Origin of the sequence: Streptomyces sp. NPDC012466, assembly GCF_042955215.1 — a bacterium.
GTDB lineage: Bacteria > Actinomycetota > Actinomycetes > Streptomycetales > Streptomycetaceae > Streptomyces.
The window spans coordinates 674,412-694,059 of sequence record NZ_JBIBEQ010000003.1; the positions used below are offsets into that span (position 1 = coordinate 674,412).

18 protein-coding genes are annotated in these 19,648 nt (G+C 72.2%); 9 read left to right on the plus strand and 9 right to left on the minus strand.

Annotation, left to right across the window (positions count from 1 at the left end; genetic code table 11):
* Nucleotides 1-75 precede the first annotated feature (75 nt).
* From dacB to folE, 6 genes are all read left to right on the plus strand, one after another.
* Nucleotides 76-1,662 (plus strand): D-alanyl-D-alanine carboxypeptidase/D-alanyl-D-alanine-endopeptidase, encoded by a 1,587-nt coding sequence (dacB, locus tag ACFY9E_RS15530; RefSeq protein ID WP_390983501.1) that lies wholly within the window; start codon nucleotides 76-78, stop codon nucleotides 1,660-1,662.
* Between the two features lie 93 nt (nucleotides 1,663-1,755).
* Nucleotides 1,756-2,883 (plus strand): zinc-dependent metalloprotease, encoded by a 1,128-nt coding sequence (locus ACFY9E_RS15535; RefSeq protein WP_390983503.1) that lies wholly within the window; start codon nucleotides 1,756-1,758, stop codon nucleotides 2,881-2,883.
* Between the two features lie 196 nt (nucleotides 2,884-3,079).
* Nucleotides 3,080-4,123 (plus strand): tRNA lysidine(34) synthetase TilS, encoded by a 1,044-nt coding sequence (tilS, locus tag ACFY9E_RS15540; RefSeq protein WP_390983505.1) that lies wholly within the window; start codon nucleotides 3,080-3,082, stop codon nucleotides 4,121-4,123.
* A 62-nt stretch (nucleotides 4,124-4,185) separates the two neighbouring features.
* Nucleotides 4,186-4,746 (plus strand): hypoxanthine phosphoribosyltransferase, encoded by a 561-nt coding sequence (gene hpt / locus ACFY9E_RS15545; RefSeq protein ID WP_030845937.1) that lies wholly within the window; start codon nucleotides 4,186-4,188, stop codon nucleotides 4,744-4,746.
* 187 nt (nucleotides 4,747-4,933) lie between these two features.
* The gene (gene ftsH / locus ACFY9E_RS15550; RefSeq protein WP_390983714.1) at nucleotides 4,934-6,973 is read left to right on the plus strand and encodes an ATP-dependent zinc metalloprotease FtsH; all 2,040 of its coding nucleotides are present in this window, start codon (nucleotides 4,934-4,936) and stop codon (nucleotides 6,971-6,973) included.
* 127 nt (nucleotides 6,974-7,100) lie between these two features.
* Nucleotides 7,101-7,706, plus strand: a complete 606-nt coding sequence (gene folE / locus ACFY9E_RS15555) for a GTP cyclohydrolase I FolE (RefSeq protein WP_352115573.1) — start codon at nucleotides 7,101-7,103, stop codon at nucleotides 7,704-7,706.
* 19 nt (nucleotides 7,707-7,725) lie between these two features.
* Here the strand turns inward: folE and ACFY9E_RS15560 are convergent, their stop codons facing one another.
* The 6 genes from ACFY9E_RS15560 to ACFY9E_RS15585 form a co-directional block, all read right to left on the minus strand.
* Entirely contained in the window at nucleotides 7,726-8,214 is a 489-nt protein-coding gene (locus ACFY9E_RS15560; RefSeq protein WP_390983508.1) for a DUF3180 family protein, read from the minus strand.
* Between the two features lie 59 nt (nucleotides 8,215-8,273).
* On the minus strand, nucleotides 8,274-8,885 hold the full coding sequence (gene folK / locus ACFY9E_RS15565) for a 2-amino-4-hydroxy-6-hydroxymethyldihydropteridine diphosphokinase (protein WP_390983512.1): 612 nt from the start codon (nucleotides 8,883-8,885) through the stop codon (nucleotides 8,274-8,276).
* Complete coding sequence (folB, locus tag ACFY9E_RS15570; protein ID WP_283967943.1) at nucleotides 8,882-9,241, minus strand: dihydroneopterin aldolase; 360 nt, start codon at nucleotides 9,239-9,241, stop codon at nucleotides 8,882-8,884. Before folB ends, folK begins: the two co-directional genes overlap by 4 nt.
* 236 nt (nucleotides 9,242-9,477) lie before the next feature.
* Entirely contained in the window at nucleotides 9,478-9,984 is a 507-nt protein-coding gene (locus ACFY9E_RS15575) for a nuclear transport factor 2 family protein (protein WP_390983514.1), read from the minus strand.
* Nucleotides 9,981-10,871, minus strand: a complete 891-nt coding sequence (gene folP, locus ACFY9E_RS15580; RefSeq protein ID WP_390983516.1) for a dihydropteroate synthase — start codon at nucleotides 10,869-10,871, stop codon at nucleotides 9,981-9,983. Before folP ends, ACFY9E_RS15575 begins: the two co-directional genes overlap by 4 nt.
* 73 nt (nucleotides 10,872-10,944) lie before the next feature.
* Nucleotides 10,945-12,780, minus strand: coding sequence for a phosphatidylglycerol lysyltransferase domain-containing protein (locus ACFY9E_RS15585; protein ID WP_390983518.1), 1,836 nt, complete (start codon nucleotides 12,778-12,780; stop codon nucleotides 10,945-10,947).
* 233 nt (nucleotides 12,781-13,013) lie between these two features.
* Between ACFY9E_RS15585 and ACFY9E_RS15590 the strand changes: the two genes are divergently transcribed.
* Entirely contained in the window at nucleotides 13,014-14,132 is a 1,119-nt protein-coding gene (locus ACFY9E_RS15590; protein WP_390983521.1) for an alpha/beta hydrolase-fold protein, read from the plus strand.
* A gap of 135 nt (nucleotides 14,133-14,267) precedes the next feature.
* Nucleotides 14,268-15,548: a hypothetical protein gene (locus tag ACFY9E_RS15595; protein WP_390983523.1), complete on the plus strand. Its 1,281-nt coding sequence runs from the start codon at nucleotides 14,268-14,270 to the stop codon at nucleotides 15,546-15,548.
* 59 nt (nucleotides 15,549-15,607) lie between these two features.
* Here ACFY9E_RS15595 and ACFY9E_RS15600 read toward each other — a convergent pair whose 3' ends face one another.
* Nucleotides 15,608-16,942, minus strand: coding sequence for a PH domain-containing protein (locus ACFY9E_RS15600; protein ID WP_390983526.1), 1,335 nt, complete (start codon nucleotides 16,940-16,942; stop codon nucleotides 15,608-15,610).
* The gene (locus ACFY9E_RS15605) at nucleotides 16,939-17,469 is read right to left on the minus strand and encodes a PH domain-containing protein (RefSeq protein WP_390983528.1); all 531 of its coding nucleotides are present in this window, start codon (nucleotides 17,467-17,469) and stop codon (nucleotides 16,939-16,941) included. Before ACFY9E_RS15605 ends, ACFY9E_RS15600 begins: the two co-directional genes overlap by 4 nt.
* Nucleotides 17,470-17,500: 31 nt before the next feature.
* Between ACFY9E_RS15605 and ACFY9E_RS15610 the strand changes: the two genes are divergently transcribed.
* On the plus strand, nucleotides 17,501-18,652 hold the full coding sequence (locus ACFY9E_RS15610) for an NADH-quinone oxidoreductase subunit D (protein ID WP_390983531.1): 1,152 nt from the start codon (nucleotides 17,501-17,503) through the stop codon (nucleotides 18,650-18,652).
* 3 nt (nucleotides 18,653-18,655) lie between these two features.
* On the opposite strand, the gene ACFY9E_RS15615 is transcribed toward ACFY9E_RS15610, so the two are convergent.
* Entirely contained in the window at nucleotides 18,656-19,648 is a 993-nt protein-coding gene (locus ACFY9E_RS15615) for an SAM-dependent methyltransferase (RefSeq protein ID WP_390983534.1), read from the minus strand.

Consider the following 19,648-nt stretch of genomic DNA (forward strand, 5'->3'; position numbering starts at 1 on the left):
GGCTCCTCCATGATCAACACATAGTTCTGGTGGTTAAGTGTCCCTCACGCAGGTGTGTGATCGCGAAAGGGGCTGGTGGTCGTGCCAGAGCTGAGGCCTTGGCGGGCCGCGAGGCCGCATGTGGTGCGGCTCGCGGATGCCGTACGACCGCGCCTGGCCCGGGCCGCAGCGGCCACGAAACCACGGCTCGCACGGCTCGCGCGAGCCGGGAAACCGCAGGTCGCGCGGGTCACGCGGCCGAAGTCCTGGCAGTACACCGCGGGCGCCGCCACCGCCGGGCTCGCACTGGCCGCCGGTGCCGTGACCGCCGCCGGTCCCTGGGACTCCACGGGTCAGCGTACGGCCGAGCGGGACCGGGCAGTGGCCCTGGGCCGCCCGGGTGGCACAGATCACGGCAGCGCCCCCGGCGCGCCCGGCCGGCCCCGGCCCGCCCCCAGCGCCGGACCGGTGCTCACCGGCCTCGGCGGCGTCAGCACCGTGAAGTCCGCCCCGGACGGCAAGGCCCTCGCCGGTGCCCTCACACCCCTGCTGAAGGACCCGGCCCTCGGCCCCCGGCCCGCCGCCTCGGTCATCGACGTCACCACCGGCAGGCGCCTGTACGGCAAGACCCCGGACGCCGGGCTCACCCCCGCCTCCACCACGAAGATCGCCACAGCCGTCGCCGCGCTGTCCGCCCTGGGCCCCGACCACCGCCTCACCACCCGCGCCGCGCTGGAACCCGACACGAAGGAAGTCGTCCTGGTCGGCGGCGGCGACCCCACGCTCACCGCCCGCGAGAAGGCCGGGAGCTCGGCGAGTCTGCGCACCCTGGCCGCCGGAACGGCCGCCGCCCTCGCCGACCGGGGCGTCCGCGAGGTCACCCTGTCCTACGACACGACCCTCTACGCGGGCGACGAAATGCACCCGATCGGGGTCGACGGCAACCTCGCCCCCGTCAGCCCCCTGATGGCCGACGAGGGCCGCACGAACGACTCCACCAGCGGCCCGGCCGAACGCGTGCAGGACCCGGCGGCGGACGCGGCCCGCCGGTTCGGGGGCTTTTTGAAGTCCCACGGCGTCAAGACCACGGCCCCCGGCCCGTCCAAGGCCACGACCCGCGCCGAAACCCTCGCCGCGGTCTCCTCGCCCCCGCTCTCCGCCCTCGTCGAACGCATGCTGACCAACAGCGACAACGACATCGCCGAGGCCCTCGCCCGCCAGACGGCGATCGCCACGGGCGACCGGGCCGACTTCGCCGGCGTCGGCAAGGCCGTCGGCTCCCGGCTGCGCAAGCTCGGCCTCCCCGTGAAGGGCGCCGCCTTCAAGGACGGCAGCGGCCTGAACCGCGCCGACCGACTGACCCCCGACCTCCTCACCGCACTGCTCGCCAAGGCGGCCGACCCCTCCCACCCCGAACTCCGCCCGGCCCTCACCGGTCTCCCCGTCGCCGGCTTCACCGGCACTCTGACCAGCCGCTACACGGACGGCGCGGCCGGCGTCGTGCGCGCCAAGACCGGCACCCTCTCGGGCGTCCACGCCCTCGCGGGCACCCTGGTCGACGAGGACGGCCGCCTGCTGGCCTTCGCGTTCATGGCCGCGGACACGGACCCCGGCCGGCCGGCGGCGACCCAGCAGGCCCTGGACCGAGTGGCCAGCGCCCTGGCGGCGTGCGGCTGCAGATGACGGCACCGGCGCCGGGCACCGGAAGGACGGCCCCGGCGTCACCCGGCCCTCGCCGCCCTGCCCCAGCGGGCGGCGCTCACGTACGGTTGACGCATGACGAGCATCGGTGGTGCTTCAACCGGCATGGTCGACTGGAATCTCGCGGTCGCGACCGCGACCCGGCTCGTACGGCCGGGCCCCGAGGTCAGTCGCGACGAGGCCCGGGCCGTCGTCGCGGAACTGCGCCGGCATGCCAAGGCCTCGGAGGAACACGTCCGCGGATTCACCCGGCTGGGCACCGAGGAGGGGCACGACACCCCCGTCCTCGTCGTCGACCGGGCGGGCTGGATCCGGGCCAACGTCGCCGGGTTCCGGGAAATCCTCAGGCCCCTGCTCGACAAGATGCAGGAACGGCGCGGCGACACCCCGGGCGGCGCGGTCATGAGCGCCGTCGGCGGCAAGGTCACCGGCGTCGAACTCGGCATGCTGCTGTCCTTCCTGGCCTCCCGCGTCCTCGGCCAGTACGAGACCTTCGCCCCGGCCACCCGCGAACTCCCCTCCGGCGAGAACGGCGGCGGCCGGCTCCTGCTCGTCGCCCCGAACATCGTGCACGTGGAGCGCGAACTCGACGTCGACCCGCACGACTTCAGGCTCTGGGTGTGCCTGCACGAGGAGACGCACCGCACCCAGTTCACCGCCGTGCCCTGGCTGCGGGACCACCTTGAGGGTGAAATCCAGTCGTTCCTCGCGGAGACCGACGTCGACCCCATGACCGTCCTGGAACGCGTCCGGGAAGCCGCCCAGACCCTCGCCGGGGGCCGCCCCGAGGCCGAGGAGGACGACGGCGGCCGCTCCCTCGTCGAGATCGTCCAGACCCCCGCCCAGCGCGAGATCCTCGGCCGCCTCACGGCCGTGATGTCCCTGCTGGAGGGCCACGCCGACTTCGTGATGGACGGCGTCGGCCCGTCCGTCGTGCCGTCCGTCGGGGAGATCCGCGAGAAGTTCCAGCAGCGCCGCGCCAAGGGCGCCTCCCGCCTGGACCTGGCGCTGCGCAAGCTGCTCGGCCTGGACGCCAAACTCCGCCAGTACCGGGACGGCGAACGCTTCGTGCGGGCCGTCGTCGACGAGGTCGGCATGGACGGCTTCAACCGCGTGTGGACCTCGCCCAACACCCTCCCCACCAAGTCGGAGATCGCCAAACCGGCGGACTGGGTCGCGCGGGTGCACCGCAGGGCCGAGTAGTGAACATCGCGGGAAGGTCGTGAAAGGAAACCGGCCGACGGCAGGCGAACGCCCCTCCAATCACCCGTCCGAGGGACCGTGATGCAGGGGTAGGCGTGCAATGCTCGGGGAACGGCCCGGTTCTGTCACCATCTACACACTCTGCGTGACCGACACGCGGGCTCACCCCCCGAAAACTTCATGAAGGGAACCGGACATGGGTCCCCATCCTGCGGTCGCGGCGATACGCCTGGCGGTCCGCCGCGTCCTCCACGACCTCCTCACCGAACACCACCGCGCCCCCGCCGCGGTCCCGCACGCCTCCCCGCACGGGCATCCCCCGAGCCCTCGGCCGCTCGTGCTCGTGGCATGCTCCGGCGGCGCCGACTCGATGGCCCTCGCCTCCGCCCTCGCCTTCGAGTCCCCCAAGCTCGGCATCAGGGCCGGCGGCGTCACCGTCGACCACGGACTCCAGCCCGGCTCCGACGCCCGCGCCGAAGAGGTCGTCCAGCGCCTGCGCGAACTCGGCCTCGACCCGGTCGACTCCGTCGCCGTCACCGTCGGCCGCTCCGGCGGACCCGAAGCCGCCGCCCGCGACGCCCGCTACGCCGCACTCGACACCGCCGCCGAACGCCACGGCGCCGCCGCGGTCCTGCTCGGCCACACCCGCGACGACCAGGCCGAAACCGTCCTGCTCGGCCTCGCCCGGGGCTCCGGCATCCGCTCCCTGTCCGGCATGGCCGCGGTCTCGGGGGCCGGCGGCCGTTACCGCCGCCCCTTCCTGGAACTCGACCGGCAGACCGCCCGCAAGGCCTGCATGGTCCAGTCCCTGCCCGTCTGGGACGACCCCCACAACGCCGACCCGGCCTACACCCGCTCCCGGCTGCGCCACGAGGGCCTGCCCGCCCTGGAGAAGGCCCTCGGCAAAGGCGTCGTCGAAGCCCTCGCCCGTACGGCCCAGCTCTCCCGCGACGACGCCGACGCCCTGGACTCGTGGGCCGGCCAGGCCGAGGCCACCGTCCGCGACGACGCCGGACTCCTGGAGTGCGCCAAGCTCTACGCCCTGCCGCCCGCCGTACGCCGCCGCATCCTGCGCCGGGCCGCCATCGCGGCCGGCGCGCCCGCCGGGTCGCTGTTCGCCCGCCACATCGAGGAAATCGACCGGCTGATCACCGGCTGGCGCGGTCAGGGAGCCATCAACCTCCCCGGCAAAGTCGTGGCACAGCGGCAGGGTGGCAGACTGGTGATTCGGCAAGGCTGAACCACGACCCCTCCCCGCAGTCGCCAGGAGGGGCCGCTCGGCCGGTGGGACGACCGAAAGTGATGCGGGTGGACGCGAAAGACATGGGTGCCGACCTCGAGAAGGTGCTCATCACCAAGGAAGAGATCGACGCCAAGCTGGCCGAGCTGGCAGCGAAGATCGACGCGGAGTACGCGGGCAAGGACCTTCTGATCGTCGGAGTCCTCAAGGGCGCGGTGATGGTCATGGCCGACCTCGCGCGGGCGCTGTCCACCCCCGTCACCATGGACTGGATGGCCGTATCCTCGTACGGGGCGGGCACCCAGTCCTCCGGTGTGGTGCGGATCCTCAAGGACCTCGACACCGACATCAAGGGCAAGCACGTCCTGATCGTCGAGGACATCATCGACTCCGGCCTGACCCTGTCCTGGCTGCTCTCCAACCTCGGCTCGCGCGAGCCCGCCTCCCTCAAGGTGTGCACGCTGCTGCGCAAGCCCGAGGCCGCGAAGGTGGCCATCGACGTGGAATGGGTCGGCTTCGACATCCCCAACGAATTCGTCGTGGGCTACGGCCTCGACTACGCCGAGAAGTACCGCAACCTCCCGTTCGTCGGTACGCTCGCGCCCCACGTGTACGGCGGCTGAAATCCCGGCTGGTGTGCCCGTGACGGTGATCGGGAACCCCAGCGGGTTTCCCGCCGTTGGAGCAGGCGTAGGCGGATCGCCAGCTGTCCCACGCGGCTTCAGGTGACAATGCTGGGGTACCGTCCGAAGAACAGTCTTTATCAAACTCACTATGGCAGGAGGGACGGGGCGGCACCGCTCCGTATGGATGGACGTGAAGCGATACTTCCGTGGGCCGGTCATGTGGATCGTGCTGGCCGTCCTTGCCGTGGTCGTGTTGATGCAGGTCGTCGGCTCGTCCGGCGGCTACAAGACGGTGGACACCGGCCAGGTCGTCCAGGCGATCAACCAGAACAAGGTCGAGTCGGCCAAGCTGACCACCGGTGACGAGCAGACCATCAAGGCCACGCTCAAAGACGGCGTAAAGGTCCAGGGCAGCTCGAAGATCCAGGCGAGCTACATCGGCGACCAAGGCGTGGACATCGCCAACACGCTGCAGAACAAGTACCAGGACAAGCAGATCCCGGACGGCTACACGGTTTCGCCGTCCAAGCAGAACCCGTTCGTCGGCATCCTGCTCTCCCTGCTGCCCTTCGTGCTGATCGTGGTCGTGTTCCTGTTCCTGATGAATCAGATGCAGGGCGGCGGCTCCCGGGTCATGAACTTCGGGAAGTCCAAGGCGAAGCTCATCACCAAGGACACCCCCAAGACCACCTTCTCCGACGTCGCCGGATCCGACGAGGCCGTCGAGGAGCTCCACGAGATCAAGGAGTTCCTCCAGGAGCCGGCCAAGTTCCAGGCCGTCGGCGCCAAGATCCCCAAGGGCGTCCTGCTCTACGGGCCCCCCGGCACCGGCAAGACCCTGCTCGCGCGTGCCGTCGCGGGTGAGGCGGGCGTCCCCTTCTACTCGATCTCCGGTTCCGACTTCGTCGAGATGTTCGTCGGTGTCGGTGCCTCCCGAGTCCGAGACCTGTTCGAGCAGGCCAAGGCGAACGCCCCGGCGATCGTCTTCGTCGACGAGATCGACGCGGTCGGCCGCCACCGCGGCGCCGGCCTCGGCGGCGGTCACGACGAGCGCGAGCAGACCCTGAACCAGCTCCTCGTCGAGATGGACGGCTTCGACGTCAAGGGCGGCGTGATCCTCATCGCCGCCACGAACCGGCCCGACATCCTCGACCCGGCGCTGCTGCGCCCCGGCCGCTTCGACCGGCAGATCGCCGTCGACCGCCCGGACATGCAGGGCCGTCTGGAGATCCTCAAGGTCCACCAGAAGGGCAAGCCGGTCGCGCCCGACGTCGACCTGTCGGCCGTCGCCCGCCGTACGCCCGGCATGACGGGTGCCGATCTGGCCAACGTGCTGAACGAGGCCGCCCTGCTGACGGCCCGCAGCGACCAGAAGCTGATCGACAACCACATGCTGGACGAGGCGATCGACCGTGTGGTCGCGGGCCCGCAGAAGCGGACCCGGATCATGTCGGACAAGGAGAAGAAGATCACCGCGTACCACGAGGGCGGACACGCCCTGGTCGCGGCGGCCTCGCCGAACTCCGACCCCGTCCACAAGATCACGATCCTGTCGAGGGGCCGTGCCCTCGGCTACACGATGGTGCTGCCGGACGAGGACAAGTACTCGACCACGCGCAACGAGATGCTGGACCAGCTCGCCTACATGCTGGGCGGTCGCGCGGCCGAGGAGCTCGTCTTCCACGACCCCACCACGGGTGCCGCGAACGACATCGAGAAGGCCACCGGCCTGGCCCGCGCGATGGTCACGCAGTACGGCATGACCGAGCGTCTCGGCGCGATCAAGTTCGGCGGCGACAACACCGAGCCCTTCCTCGGCCGTGAGATGTCTCACCAGCGCGACTACTCGGAAGAGGTCGCCGCGCTCGTGGACGAAGAGGTCAAGAAGCTCATCGAGACCGCGCACAACGAGGCCTGGGAGATCCTGGTCGAGAACCGCGACGTCCTCGACAACCTCGTGCTGCAGCTGCTGGAGAAGGAGACGCTGGGCAAGGAGCAGATCGCCGAGATCTTCGCCCCCATCGTCAAGCGCCCGCCCAGGCCCGCCTGGACCGGCTCCTCCCGCCGCACGCCGTCCACCCGCCCGCCGGTCCTCTCCCCCAAGGAGCTGGCCCTGACGAACGGTGCGAACGGCGCGACGCCGGCCATCTCCACCGCGAAGAGCACCGCGGCGGAGCCCGCCCCGGCGCCCGAGCGGACGCCGGAGGACCGCCCCGAGAGCTGATCCGGGCTCTCCCGCCGGCCCACGCCCCCGGAATGGATGCCGCGCCCCCCAGGTTTTAGCCTGGGGGGCGCGGCTTTTCGCCATTTCCGCAGGCCGCCCCGTGAAGGACACAGGAACGAGGCACCAGATGACCGACCCCGTGACGCTGGACGGCGACGGCCGGATCGGCGAGTTCGACGAGAAGCGCGCCGAGAACGCCGTACGCGAACTCCTGATCGCGGTCGGCGAGGACCCGGACCGCGAGGGCCTCCGGGAGACGCCGGCACGGGTGGCGCGGGCGTACAAGGAGATATTCGCGGGGCTGTGGCAGAAGCCCGAGGACGTGCTGACGACGACGTTCGACATCGGCCACGACGAGATGGTGCTCGTGAAGGACATCGAGGTGTACTCGACCTGTGAGCACCATCTCGTGCCGTTCCGGGGAGTCGCGCACGTCGGGTACATCCCGGCCACCAACGGCAAGATCACCGGGCTGTCCAAACTGGCCCGGCTGGTGGACGTCTACGCCCGCCGCCCCCAGGTGCAGGAACGGCTCACCACGCAGATCGCGGACTCCCTGATGGAGATCCTGGAGCCGCGCGGGGTCATCGTCGTCGTGGAATGCGAGCACATGTGCATGTCGATGCGGGGGATCCGCAAGCCGGGTGCCAAGACGCTGACGTCGGCCGTGCGGGGACAGTTGCGGGACATGGCGACGCGGAACGAGGCGATGAGCCTCATCATGGCCCGCTGACGCCCGCTGAAGCCCTGCGTCACACCGTCGGCGCCACGCCCGTGCCGTCGTTCTCGTCGTCCTCCGGGAGCTTGCACACGCGCTCCAGGAAGATCGCTGCCGCTATGACGCCGATGCCCGCGAGGACGGAGAAGCCGGCGTAGACGGCCTGGTCGCGGCGGGCGGGGATGTCGAGGGACTCCAGGAGGAAGACGCCGGTGCCGCCGTACATGCCGGAGACGAGGGCGGCGACCAGGGCGCTGGCCTGGCCGAAGACGACCGCGCGGGCCGCCATGAGGGGGTCGACGCCCTTGGCCTCCGGGCGGCGCTCGCGCTGGGCCTTGAGACGGGCGCGGATCGAGAGCGCCGTGGCCAGCAGGACCACGGCGATCACGGCCAGGACGATGGGGGCGGCCAGGGGGACGCTGGGGAGCGTTCCGACCGAGTTCCACAGGCGGGCGCCCGCCCAGGACAGGACTGCGGCCACGACGAAGACGCCGGCCAGCACCCGGATACGCAGCTCTCTCACGGTGTCCCTTCGGTTCCCCCGGCTTCCGGCCCGGTTCGCGGCCGTCTTGACCTTAACGGCTACTCGGGCAGCCGGAGTTCCAGGTCCGCGCGGGGTGTCACGCCGTCGCGGGTGACGGCGTCCAGCAGACCGGCGACCGGGCCGTGGCCGGGCAGTTGCGCGTCGGGGTCCAGGTCGTGCCAGGGGGCCAGGACGAAGGCGCGTTCGTGGGCGCGGGGGTGGGGGAGGGTGAGCCGCGGGTCGTCGGAGACGACATCGGCGTAGGAGACGATGTCGACGTCGAGGGTGCGGGGGCCCCAGTGCTCGTCCCGGACGCGGTGGAAGGCCTCCTCGACCGCGTGCGCGCGCTCCAGGAGCGAGGACGGCGGGAGGGTGGTCTTGAGGACGACGACGGCGTTGAAGTAGGCGGGCTGGCTGCCGGGGTCCACGCCCCAGGGCTCGGTCTCGTAGACCGGGGAGACGCCCTTGACGCGGACGCCGGGCGTGTCCTCCAGGGCGTCGATGGCTCCCTGGAGGGTCTCCAGGCGGTTGCCGAGGTTGGAGCCGAGGGCGACCACGGCCCGTTTGGGGTTGGACAGGGTCGTGTCGGCGGCGTCGACCTTCTCGACGACGGAGGCGGGCACCGGCTGTACGGTCGGGTCGGTCGGACCCTTGATGAAGGGCGCGGTCATACTCGGCTCCGGGTGATGGTGACGGTCACGTCGTCGAAGGGGACGGTGATCGGGGCGTCCGGCTTGTGGACGCAGACCTCGACCTCCTGCACCACTTCGTGCTTCAGACAGACCTGGGCGATGCGCTCGGCGAGGGTCTCGACGAGGTCGACGGGCTCGCCCTGGACGGCGGCCACGACCTCCTCCGCCACGATGCCGTAGTGCACGGTCTTCGCCAGGTCGTCGTCGGCCGCGGCCGGACGGGTGTCCAGGGCGAGGACGAGGTCCACGATGAAGGTCTGGCCCTCCTCGCGTTCCTTCGGGAACACCCCGTGGTGCCCGCGGGCCTTCAGGCCGCGCAGCGCGACACGATCCACGCGAATCACTCCTGCAATCGTCGGTCAGGGCCGGGCGGTGCCGTGTGCGGTCGGCACACCGGCCTCGGTCGAATCTACCTGCGAGCACGGACGGGGCCGGGTCACGGGGTGGGGGCTTCGGCCGGGTCCGGCAGGATTCATCCGGCGTTTCCCCCGGGGAACCCGTCGGCTCACAGGCTGGTAGCCGCCCCTACCCGTGGGTGCGTGATTCCAACCACTTCCTGGCGCGTACCCACTCAGGTGGGGGTGTCGTCCTGCTCGTCCTCGTCGGTTTCGGCGAGGACGGGGGATGCGTGGTGCGACCAGAGTTTCCACCCCTGGGGTGTGCGCCGGAACACGTTGGTGGCGACCACGAGCTGTCCGACGAGCGGGCCGAGCTCCTCGCCGGCGCCCTCGGGGGCGGGGCCGCCGCTGAGGATGTTCTCGGTGCAGTTCACCAGGGCGGTGTCGCCGGTGACCGAGACGTGCACGTCGGTCAGGAAGAACTGGATGTAGTCGGTGTTCGCCATGATCAGCGCGTACGACCGCAGAACCTCGCCGCGGCCGGTCAGCACGGGCCAGCCGGGGTGCACGCAGGAGACCACGCCGGTGTCGGCCGGGTCGTGGTAGGACTCGTCGACGCCCAGGTCGGAGGGGGTCAGCCAGAGCGACGCGAGTTCTTCGAAGTCGCCCTGTTCCAGTGCCTCGTAGAAGGCGGTGTTGGCGGCCTCGACCTGCTCGACGTCGGTGTGCGGGGCGCTCACCGGGCTCCTTCTGCGCCGGCGCCCGTTCCGCGCGCCCTGGTGATGGCGCGGGCGACCCGGACCGCGTCCGCCGTGGCGCGTACCTCGTGGACGCGGACCGCCCATGCGCCGGCGTGCGCCGCGAGTGCGGAGACGGCGGCGGTGGCCGCGTCGCGTTCGCGTGCGGGGGGTGGCGGGCCGTCGGGGGCGGCGAGGACCCGGCCGAGGAAGCGTTTGCGGGAGGCGGCGACGAGCAGCGGGTGGCCGAGGGCGAGGACCCGGTCGAGGCCCGCGAGGAGGGCGAGGTCGTGCTCGGCGTCCTTGGAGAAGCCGAGGCCGGGGTCGACGATGACGCGGTCGGGGGCGATGCCGCCGGCCAGGACGGCCTCGACACGCGCGTGCAGTTCGTCGACGACTTCGGTGACGACGTCGGCGTACTCGCCGCGGACGTTGCCGCCCTGGAGGAAGCCGCGCCAGTGCATGACGACGAAGGGGGCGCCGGCGTCGGCGACGGCCGGGATCATGCGGGGGTCGGCGAGGCCGCCGCTGACGTCGTTGACGAGGGCGGCACCGGCCGCGAGGGCCCGTTCGGCGACGGAGGCGCGCATGGTGTCGACGGAGACCGTGACCCCCTCGGAGGCCAGGCCGCGGACGACGGGGATGACGCGGCGCAGTTCCTCGGCCTCGTCGACCCGGGTGGCTCCGGGGCGGGTGGACTCGCCGCCGACGTCGACCAGGTCCGCGCCCTCGGTGACCAGGTCGAGGCCACGCTTGACGGCGGCCGTGGTGTCGAAGAAGCGGCCGCCGTCGGAGAAGGAGTCGGGGGTGACGTTCACGACTCCCATGACCGCGCAGCGGTCCCATTCGGGTAGGCCCGCCACGCGCCCGCGTCCGCTCTGGTTGCTCATATGTTCAGCGTAGGCCCCGGCGGGGGCCGTCAGGCGCCGCGGCCCGGGCGAACCGCCTCCGGCGAGGGACGGGTCAGGCCGCCCGGACGTCGCGTTCCGCCGTGGTGGCGTGGGCGCACGGGCGGTGGGCGGCGAGGTGCCGGCGACGCAGGAGGCGCGGCAGGGGCAGGGCGAGGTTGACGAAGCCCTCCGCCTGCATGGCGGCGAAACCGATGCGGGGCAGGTCGGCGGAGGCGCGGTAGACGACGAAGCGAGGCTCCCAGCGCGGCTGGAACTTGGCGTTGAACTTGTACAGGGACTCGATCTGGAACCAGCGGGAGAGGAACACCAGCAGCCCGCGCCAGGCGCGGAGCACCGGTCCGGCTCCGATCTTCTCGCCGCGGGCCAGTGCCGCGCGGAACATGGCGAAGTTGAGGGAGACGCGCGCGATGCCGAGCTTGGGGGCGGCTTGGAGGGAGGCCACGATGAGCAGTTCGTTCATGCCGGGGTCGGCCGAGCGGTCGCGGCGCATCAGGTCCAGGGAGGCGCCGTCGGTGCCCCACGGCACGAAGTGCAGGATCGCCTTCAGGTCGCCGTAGGGGCCGGGGTGCTCGTCCTGCTTGTGGGCGGTGGCGATGAGGCAGTCGCCGTCGGCGGGGTCTCCGACGCGGCCCAGCGCCATGGAGAAGCCGCGTTCGGTGTCGGTGCCGCGCCAGTCGTCGGCGGCCTGGCGGATGCGCTCCAGTTCGGCCTCGCCGAGGTCACGGACACGTCGGACCCGGGTTTCGTAACCGGCGCGCTCGATGCGCTTGACCATCTGGCGCACGTTGCGCATCGCGCGGCCGGCGAGAGAGAAATCCGCGACGTCCACCACCGCCTCGTCGCCCAGTTCGAGGGCGTCGAGCCCGGTCTCGCGGGTCCACACCTCGCCGCCGGTCTCGGAGCAGCCCATGACGGCGGGGGTCCAGGAGTGGGCCTTGGCCTCGTCCATGAAGCGTTCGATGGCGCCGGGCCAGGCCTCGACGTCGCCGATCGGGTCGCCGCTGGCGAGCATCACGCCGGAGACCACGCGGTAGGTGACCGCGGCCTTGCCGCTGGGGGAGAAGACGACGGCCTTGTCGCGGCGCAGGGCGAAGTGGCCGAGGGAGTCGCGGCGCCCGTGCTTGTCCAGCAGGGCGCGCAGCCGGGCCTCGTCCTCCTCGGTGAGCTGTGCGGCCGGGTGTTCGGGGCGGAAGGCCAGGTAGATGGTGGTGACGGCGGTGAGCAGGCCGAGGGCGCCGAGGGAGAAGGCGACGGTCCAGGAGGTGGTGCCCTGGTAGTCGACCGGGCCCTCGAAGCCGAACAGGCCGTAGATGACGTGGGTGATGCGGTCGGCGAGGCTCGGGTCGCCGACGATGCGCTCGCCGTGGACGCTGACGATGAGCAGTCCGAGCAGCAGCGAACCGGCGCTCATGAGGACGAAGTTGGCCAGCGCCCGCCAGCGGCTGCGCGGGTCCGGCAGGGCGTTGAACTGGTCGCGGTGGCGCAGCAGGGGTGCCAGCAGTGCCAGGGAGATCAGCACGCCCACCAGGGAGTGCCGGTAGGTGAACTGTGCGACGGCACCGGCGGGCAGGAGCGCCACCGCGGCCCGCCAGGCCCGGCGTTTGCCGCGCTTGAGGCCATGTGCGAGCAGCAGCAACAGCACGCCGGTGCTGAGGGAGAGGGCGGCCGCGAACGGGCCGAGCGCGCCGGGCAGGACCTCGGCGATGGCGTGCATCCGGCTGTGCCGGAAGCGGGGGAAGACGCCTGCGGCGATGTCCAGGACGCCCACCAGGGCGCAGGCTCTGCCGACGAGGACGGGGACCGCCTCGGGGCGTGGTCCGCTCAGTATCCGGTGCACCCGGCCCGGGCGAGCCGTGCCGCTGCCGCGGCTCGGAACCTCGCCCGACATTTCCTCATCTGTCCTGACAGACATCGCATCCCGTAGTTCTGCGAGAGACCTTGAATCCGGTGCCGTTTCGGTCATCCGGCGACATTGCGCCCTCTAGGACGGTGTCTCGGGGGGAGAGGTTCACTCCTCACGTCAAAGCCGTTTCAAAGGCCAAGGAAAGTCCGGGACAAGCCCGTGCGAAGGTGTTGGTGCGGGGTGGGCCCGGGCGGAGAGCGCGCGCAGGTAATCAACCCATGGGTCTGACGAGCAACAAGGTGCTGACACTGGCGGTGCTGTCCGCGGTGCTGCTGTTCGCCGGCACGGTCTGGCTGTGGCCACGGCTGGCCCGGCGGAGCTGGCGTGCGGTGGGCGGGCGTGTCGGGCTGCTGCTGGGCACGCAGGTGGCGCTGTTCGCCGCGGTGGGCCTCGCCGCCAACCAGTCCTTCGGGTTCTACGCGAGCTGGGCGGACCTGTTCGGGCAGGAGAAGGAGCAGGGTGTGGTCGTCGACCACATGCCGGGCGGCGGCCCGCTGGAGGTGGTCGGTTCGCGCCGGGTGCCCGGGGCGGGCGGGGCGCTGCCCCAGGCCGGCGGCCGGGTCCAGCAGGTCGACATCGTGGGCCGTACGACCCGCATCGCCACGCCCGCGTACGTCTATCTGCCGCCGGAGTACTTCCAGCCGCGGTACCGCACCCACAGGTTCCCGACGGCCGTCGTGCTGACGGGGTACCCGGGTACGGCGTCGGCGCTGGTGGAGAAGCTGCACTATCCGCGTACGGCTCTGGAACTGGCCCGGGCGGGCCGGGCGGAGCCGATGATCCTCGTGATGCTGCGGCCCACGGTGGCGCCGCCCCGGGACACGGAGTGCGTCGACGTCCCGGGCGGACCGCAGACCGAGTCGTTCTTCGCGAAGGATCTCCCCGACGCGTTGCGCACCCACTACAGGGTGGCCGAAAAGCCGGGCGGTCTGGGCATCATCGGCAACTCCACGGGCGGCTACTGCGCGTTGAAGATCGCCCTGCACCATCCCGATGTGTACGCCGCCGGGGCGGGCTTGTCCGCGTACTACAAGGCGCCGATCGACGCCACGACAGGCGATCTCTTCCAGGGCGACAAGGGGCTGCGCAATCGCGCCGATCTGTGGTGGTACCTCGCGCACATGCCCGCTCCCGATACGTCCCTGCTGGTCAGCAGCAGTAAGCGGGGAGAGACCAACTACCAGGACACGCTGAGGTTCATAGAGCGGGTGGGGGGCAACGGGCGGACGCGGATCTCGTCGATCATCCTCGAAAGCGGTGGGCACAACTTCAACACCTGGCGGCGCGAGATTCCGGCGGCGCTGGAGTGGATGAGCGGGCGGCTGGACGGCCGTTGAAAATGATCTTGGGAATTGCCTGAGCGGCCGATTCCACTTCTCCGCGAGTTCTGATGCTGTGTGAACGTTTCGGTGTGGCTTTGTTTTTGCGGGGTGGGTCACCATGATTCGCCTACGCGCGGTAAGTTTCTGGCCATGCCACGTGGACGTCATCGCCATTCCCCGCCCCTGCACAGGCTGCTGCCCCCGTCGGCGATCGCAGGCGTCTCCCTCGTCTGCGCCCTGGGGCCCTGGGTGTTCACGGAGCCGATGGTGCTCCGCGGTCTGGCCGCTGCCGCCGCGGCGACGGCGGTCATCGGCGCTGTCGTGCTGCGCCGTTGGGACACCCAGGCGGGCAAGCGCGTCGCCGACCTCACGCGCGCGCGTGCGAGCGACGAGTGGCGCTTCGAGGAGCGGGTCGCCGAACTGGAGGCCGACCTCGAGGAGTCGCGCGAGCTGCGCGGCAAGCTGGAGCAGCGGCTGCGCGCCAAGCGCACGGAACTGGCCGGGCTGCGCAACGAACACGCCGCGCTGCTGCGCCGGTACGCCACGGCGGAGACCGAGCGCGCGAGCGTCCTGGAGGAACGCCGGGTGCTCGAGATAGAGGCGACGGTTCCGGCACGCGCCGCGCTGCCGGCGGGGACGGCGGACACGGACGCGGCGCCGGGGCCGGAGGAGGCGCCGGCCGCTGTCGCCGCCGAGGAGGAGCCCGCGGTTCCCGCCGTCTTCTCGCCCGAGGGTTCCCGGCTGTTCCTGCGGGCCGCGGCCGCACTGGCCCGGTTCGACGGTGAGACGGCCCCGGACCCGGACGGCGGCGGTGACGGCGACGGCGTGCCGAAGGGCGAGGAAGCGGACCCCGCGCAGGAGCCGAAGCAGGAGCAGGCGGAGCAGCGGGAACAGGCGCGGGAGGACGAGACGCAGGGGCGGTCCGAGGCGGCCGCCGACGGGCACGAGCGCGCGACCGCCGAGACGCCCGCGCCCGACGCCGAGACCTCCGCGCCCCGCGGCGAGACCTCCGGCCCGGCCGGAACGACCTCCGGCCCGGCCGGCGAGGCCGGTCAGCTCCCGGAGGCCGCGCGGGCCGAGCGGACCGCCCGGGCCGAGCTGCCCGGAGGCAGGCTCTCCGGGCACTACACCGTGCCGACCGCCGTGGCCGTCCCCCCGCAGCCGCCGGCCCGGCGTCCGCTGACCGAGGGCGGATTCGACTTCTTCGGCACCAAGCCAGGCACCTCGCGCGCGGCCCTGGAGGCGGTGCAGAACGAGGACCTCGCCGATGTCGTCGGCCAGGAGGCGCTCGCCCTGCACAAGGCCGAGACCGAGGCCCGGTACAAGCCGGCCGACGAGGAGTCGCGCGGCATCGGCCAGGTCATCGACCTGACGGCGCACGACGAGACGGAGCAGATCGACGTACAGGGACTGCGCAGCGCGGTGTCCTGACGCTCGTCGCGACGGAGGGCCCCTCGGCTACGGCCGGGGGGCCCTCGGTGTGCGGACGGTCAGGCCATCCAGCGGTCCGGCCGCGCGTCCCTGCGCCCCGTCCGGGACCGCTCCGCCTGTGCCGCCAGCAACTCGCGCGCCTCACCGGCCTCACGCAGCCGGGCCCGCACCGTCTTGTTCGCGCCTGTGTCCACACACACGTCGGCGACGCCCCGGGCCCGCTCCCACGGCCCCTGTGTCATCCGCACACTCTGGACCTTGGCGTGCGGCACCAGCGCCAGGCTCCGCCGCAGCAGCCCGGACCGGGCCGCGAACACCGCGTCCGTGACGGCGAGTCCGTAGCCGCGCCACCACAGGGGCACGCACCAGCGGGCGCTGCGCGGCGCGGGCGACAGGGCCGCGGCCTCCGGCACGCTCACGCCGGGCAGCACGCGCCCGACGACGTCCTCGGCGATCTCGCGCGGAGCGACCGGCACCAGCACGGAGTTGGACGAGCCCGCCACGTCCAGTTCCACGCGCACCCAGCCGCGCCGCCGCCACAGCAGCGGTTCCACGATCCGCACGGTCTGCACCCGCCCCGGCGGCACCGTCTCGTGGGCCCGGTCCAGCAGCCCGTGGTCGATGCGCAGCCCGTCGGGCGACTCGCCCACCGTCCAGTCGTACTCGGCGACGAACCGCCCGACGCTGCTCGCGCCCGCCGCGCCCAGCAGCGGCAGGGCGACCGCGAGGACCGTCCACAGGCTGTGGGTGAGCAGCCACAGCACCGGCGGGACGACGAGCGCCGCGGCCAGCGACACCCAGGTCGCGCCCGTGAGCACCAGCGACAGGGCGAGCACGCCGGGCGGCACCCGCAGCAGCTGCCGGGACGGGGCCTCCCCGACCTCGTGCGCGGTCTCGGGGGCGAAACCGGCCGCCCGGGCGAGCAGTTCGGCCCGGAGCGACCGGGCCTCATCGGCGCCGAGGAAGGCCAGTTCGTCCTTCTTGTCGGTGCCTATGACGTCGAGTTTGAGCTTGGAGACGCCCGCGACCCGGGCCAGCAGCGGCTGGGTGATGTCGACGGCCTGGATCCGCTCCAGCCGGATGTGCGCGGTGCGCCGGAAGACGAGTCCGGTACGGATGCGCAGTTCGGTCCCGGTCACCGCGAAGTGCGTGAACCACCAGGAGCAGAAGCCGTAGAGGGCGGCGGCCGGGACGAGCACGGCGAGACCGATCAGCAGGGTGGTCGTCGTCAGCCGGGTCAGATGGCGCTGCGCCCCGTCGGGGTCGTGCACGGCCCAGCCGATGAGCACGGCGACCGGTGCCCAGGCGCGGCGCAGCGGTGTGACGGGGTGCAGCCGCCGCTCGGTGACCTCGACGGCGGCCGGTGAGGTCTCGGCGGCCCCGGGCGCCGTCACAGCCCCGCCGATCGGGCCTCGCCCAGCTCGGTGAGCCGGTCGCGCAGCCGTTCCGCCTCGGCCGGGTCCAGGCCGGGGATAGTGGCGTCGGTGGCCGCGGCGGCCGTGTGCAGCTGCACGCTGGCCAGCCCGAAGTGCCGTTCGACGGGTCCGGAGGTGACCTCGACCAGCTGCATCCGTCCGTAGGGCACGACCGTCTCCTCGCGCCACAGCACGCCACGGCTGATCAGCAGGTCGTCGGCCCGCTCGGCGTACCGCCAGGAACGCCAGTTGCGCTCGATCATCACCCAGCCCCAGGCCATCAGCGCCAGCGGCGGCAGCGCGAAGGCGGCCCAGGCGGGCCCGGCCAGCAGCCCCGGCAGCAACCCGGCGGCCAGGGCGATCAACCCCAGCCACACCACCAGCAGCAGCCGGCGCATCCTCAGCAGGCCGGGCGGCAGCGCGATCCACGCCGGCTCGCCCCCGGCCGCCTCGATCGTGCCCCGCGGCCCGTCCGGCCCCGCCTCGTGCGGACTCCCCGTATCCATGGGGCCAGCGTACGTAGGAGAGACTGTGTCCATGACTCCTACGACGGAGACCATGGTCGGAATCGGCGGCGCCGCGGAGAGCACCGACATGGTGCTCAACATCGGGCCGCAGCACCCGTCCACCCATGGCGTGCTGCGGCTGAAGCTCGTCCTGGACGGCGAGCGCATCAGGCACGCGGAGCCGGTGATCGGCTATATGCACCGCGGCGCGGAGAAGCTGTTCGAGGCGCGCGACTACCGCCAGATCATCATGCTCGCCAACCGCCACGACTGGCTGTCGGCGTTCTCCAACGAGCTGGGCGTGGTCCTCGCCGTGGAGCGGATGCTCGGCATGGAGGTCCCCGAGCGCGCGGTGTGGCTGCGCACCCTGCTCGCCGAGCTGAACCGGGTGCTCAACCACCTGATGTTCCTCGGCTCGTACCCGCTGGAGCTCGGCGGGATCACCCCGATCTTCTACGCCTTCCGGGAGCGCGAGGAGCTCCAGCACGTCATGGAGGAGATCTCCGGCGGGCGGATGCACTACATGTTCAACCGCGTGGGCGGCCTCAAGGAGGACCTGCCGGCCGGGTGGACCACGCGCGCGCGTGCCTCCGTCGCCGATGTGCGCTCCCGGATGGACCGCTTCGACGACCTGGTGCTCGGCAACGAGATCTTCCGGGGCCGCACCCGGGGCGTGGGCAGGCTCTCGCCGGAGGCCGTGCACGCGTACGGGGTGAGCGGGCCGATCGGGCGCGCCTCGGGCGTCGACTTCGACCTGCGCCGGGACGAGCCGTACCTCGCCTACGGCGAGCTCCAGGACACCCTGAAGGTGGTCACCCGGCAGGAGGGCGACTGCCTGGCCCGCTTCGAATGCCTCCTGGAGCAGACGCACAACGCGCTGGACCTGGCCGACGCCTGCCTGGACCGGCTCGTCGAGCTGCCGCCCGGGCCGGTCAACCAGCGGCTCCCGAAGGTCCTGAAGGCGCCCGAGGGCCACACGTACGCGTGGACCGAGAACCCCCTCGGCATCAACGGCTACTACCTCGTCAGCAAGGGCGAGAAGACCCCGTACCGGCTGAAGCTGCGCTCGGCGTCGTACAACAACATCCAGGCGCTGACGGAGCTGCTGCCGGGGACGCTGGTGGCGGACATGGTGGCGATCCTGGGGTCGATGTTCTTCGTGGTCGGGGACATCGACAAGTAGGGCTCACTCCCGGAACGGGTCCGGGACGGCGACCGGCTGTACCAGCCAGCCGAAGTCGCCCAGCCCGCCCGCGGCGGTGAGCTCGGCGGCCTCTCCGGCACTCGCGAGAGCACGCACGTACGCGGCGGGGTCGGTGGAGGCCAGCGTCAGCGGGGGGCGTGCGCCGGTCACGCCCAGGGCGCGCAGCGCCTCGTGCTGGGCAAGCACCCGCCCACCGGGCAGCGCGCACGCGTCGAGGGCGACATGGGCGGTGAGGTCGCGGGAGCCGTCGGGCACCGGTGTGGTCTCGCGGCCTCCGCGGAAGCCGGTGAGCGTCCCGAACGGCGGCCGGGTGTCCGCCGTGTGCGCGTAGTCCACGGCGACGGCGAGCCCCCGGCGGAGCGTCGCGACCGCCGTGGCCCAGGCCTCGTCGCGGGGCAGGCCGATCTCGGCCCGCAGCCCCTCCTCGCCGGGCAGCGGCCACCACCGCTCCAGCCACCGCGCCGCCGCCCCGTCCACCGGCTCGCCGAGCCGCTCGGTCCCGTCCTCCCGGACCAGCACCACCCGCGCGACGCCCGCGGCGTCCACCTCGGCGACCTCCACGGGGACGTTGTCCAGCCACTCGTTGGCGAACAGCAGCCCGGTCGTCCCCCGCGGGGGCTCGGCCAGCCACTCGATCCGGTGATCGAGCCCCGCGGGCCGCTCGGCGATCTCGACGGCGTACGCGCGCGTGCGGGCCGCCACATCGGCGGGGAGCGCGGCGAGCACCCCGCCGGCCAGCTCGCCCCGCCCGGCCGCCATGTCGACGAAATCCAGCACCTCGGGCCGCCCCAGAGCCTCGTCGACCCGGCACAGCAGCCGCGCCACGGCCCCGGCGAACAGTGGCGACGCGTGCACGGACGTCCGGAAATGTCCGGCCGGCCCCTCCGCGCGCCGGTAGAAGCCCCCCGGCGCGTACAGGGCGTCCTGCGCCGCCGCGCGCCACCCGCGCCACTGATCCCCGGTTCCCGCTGTCAC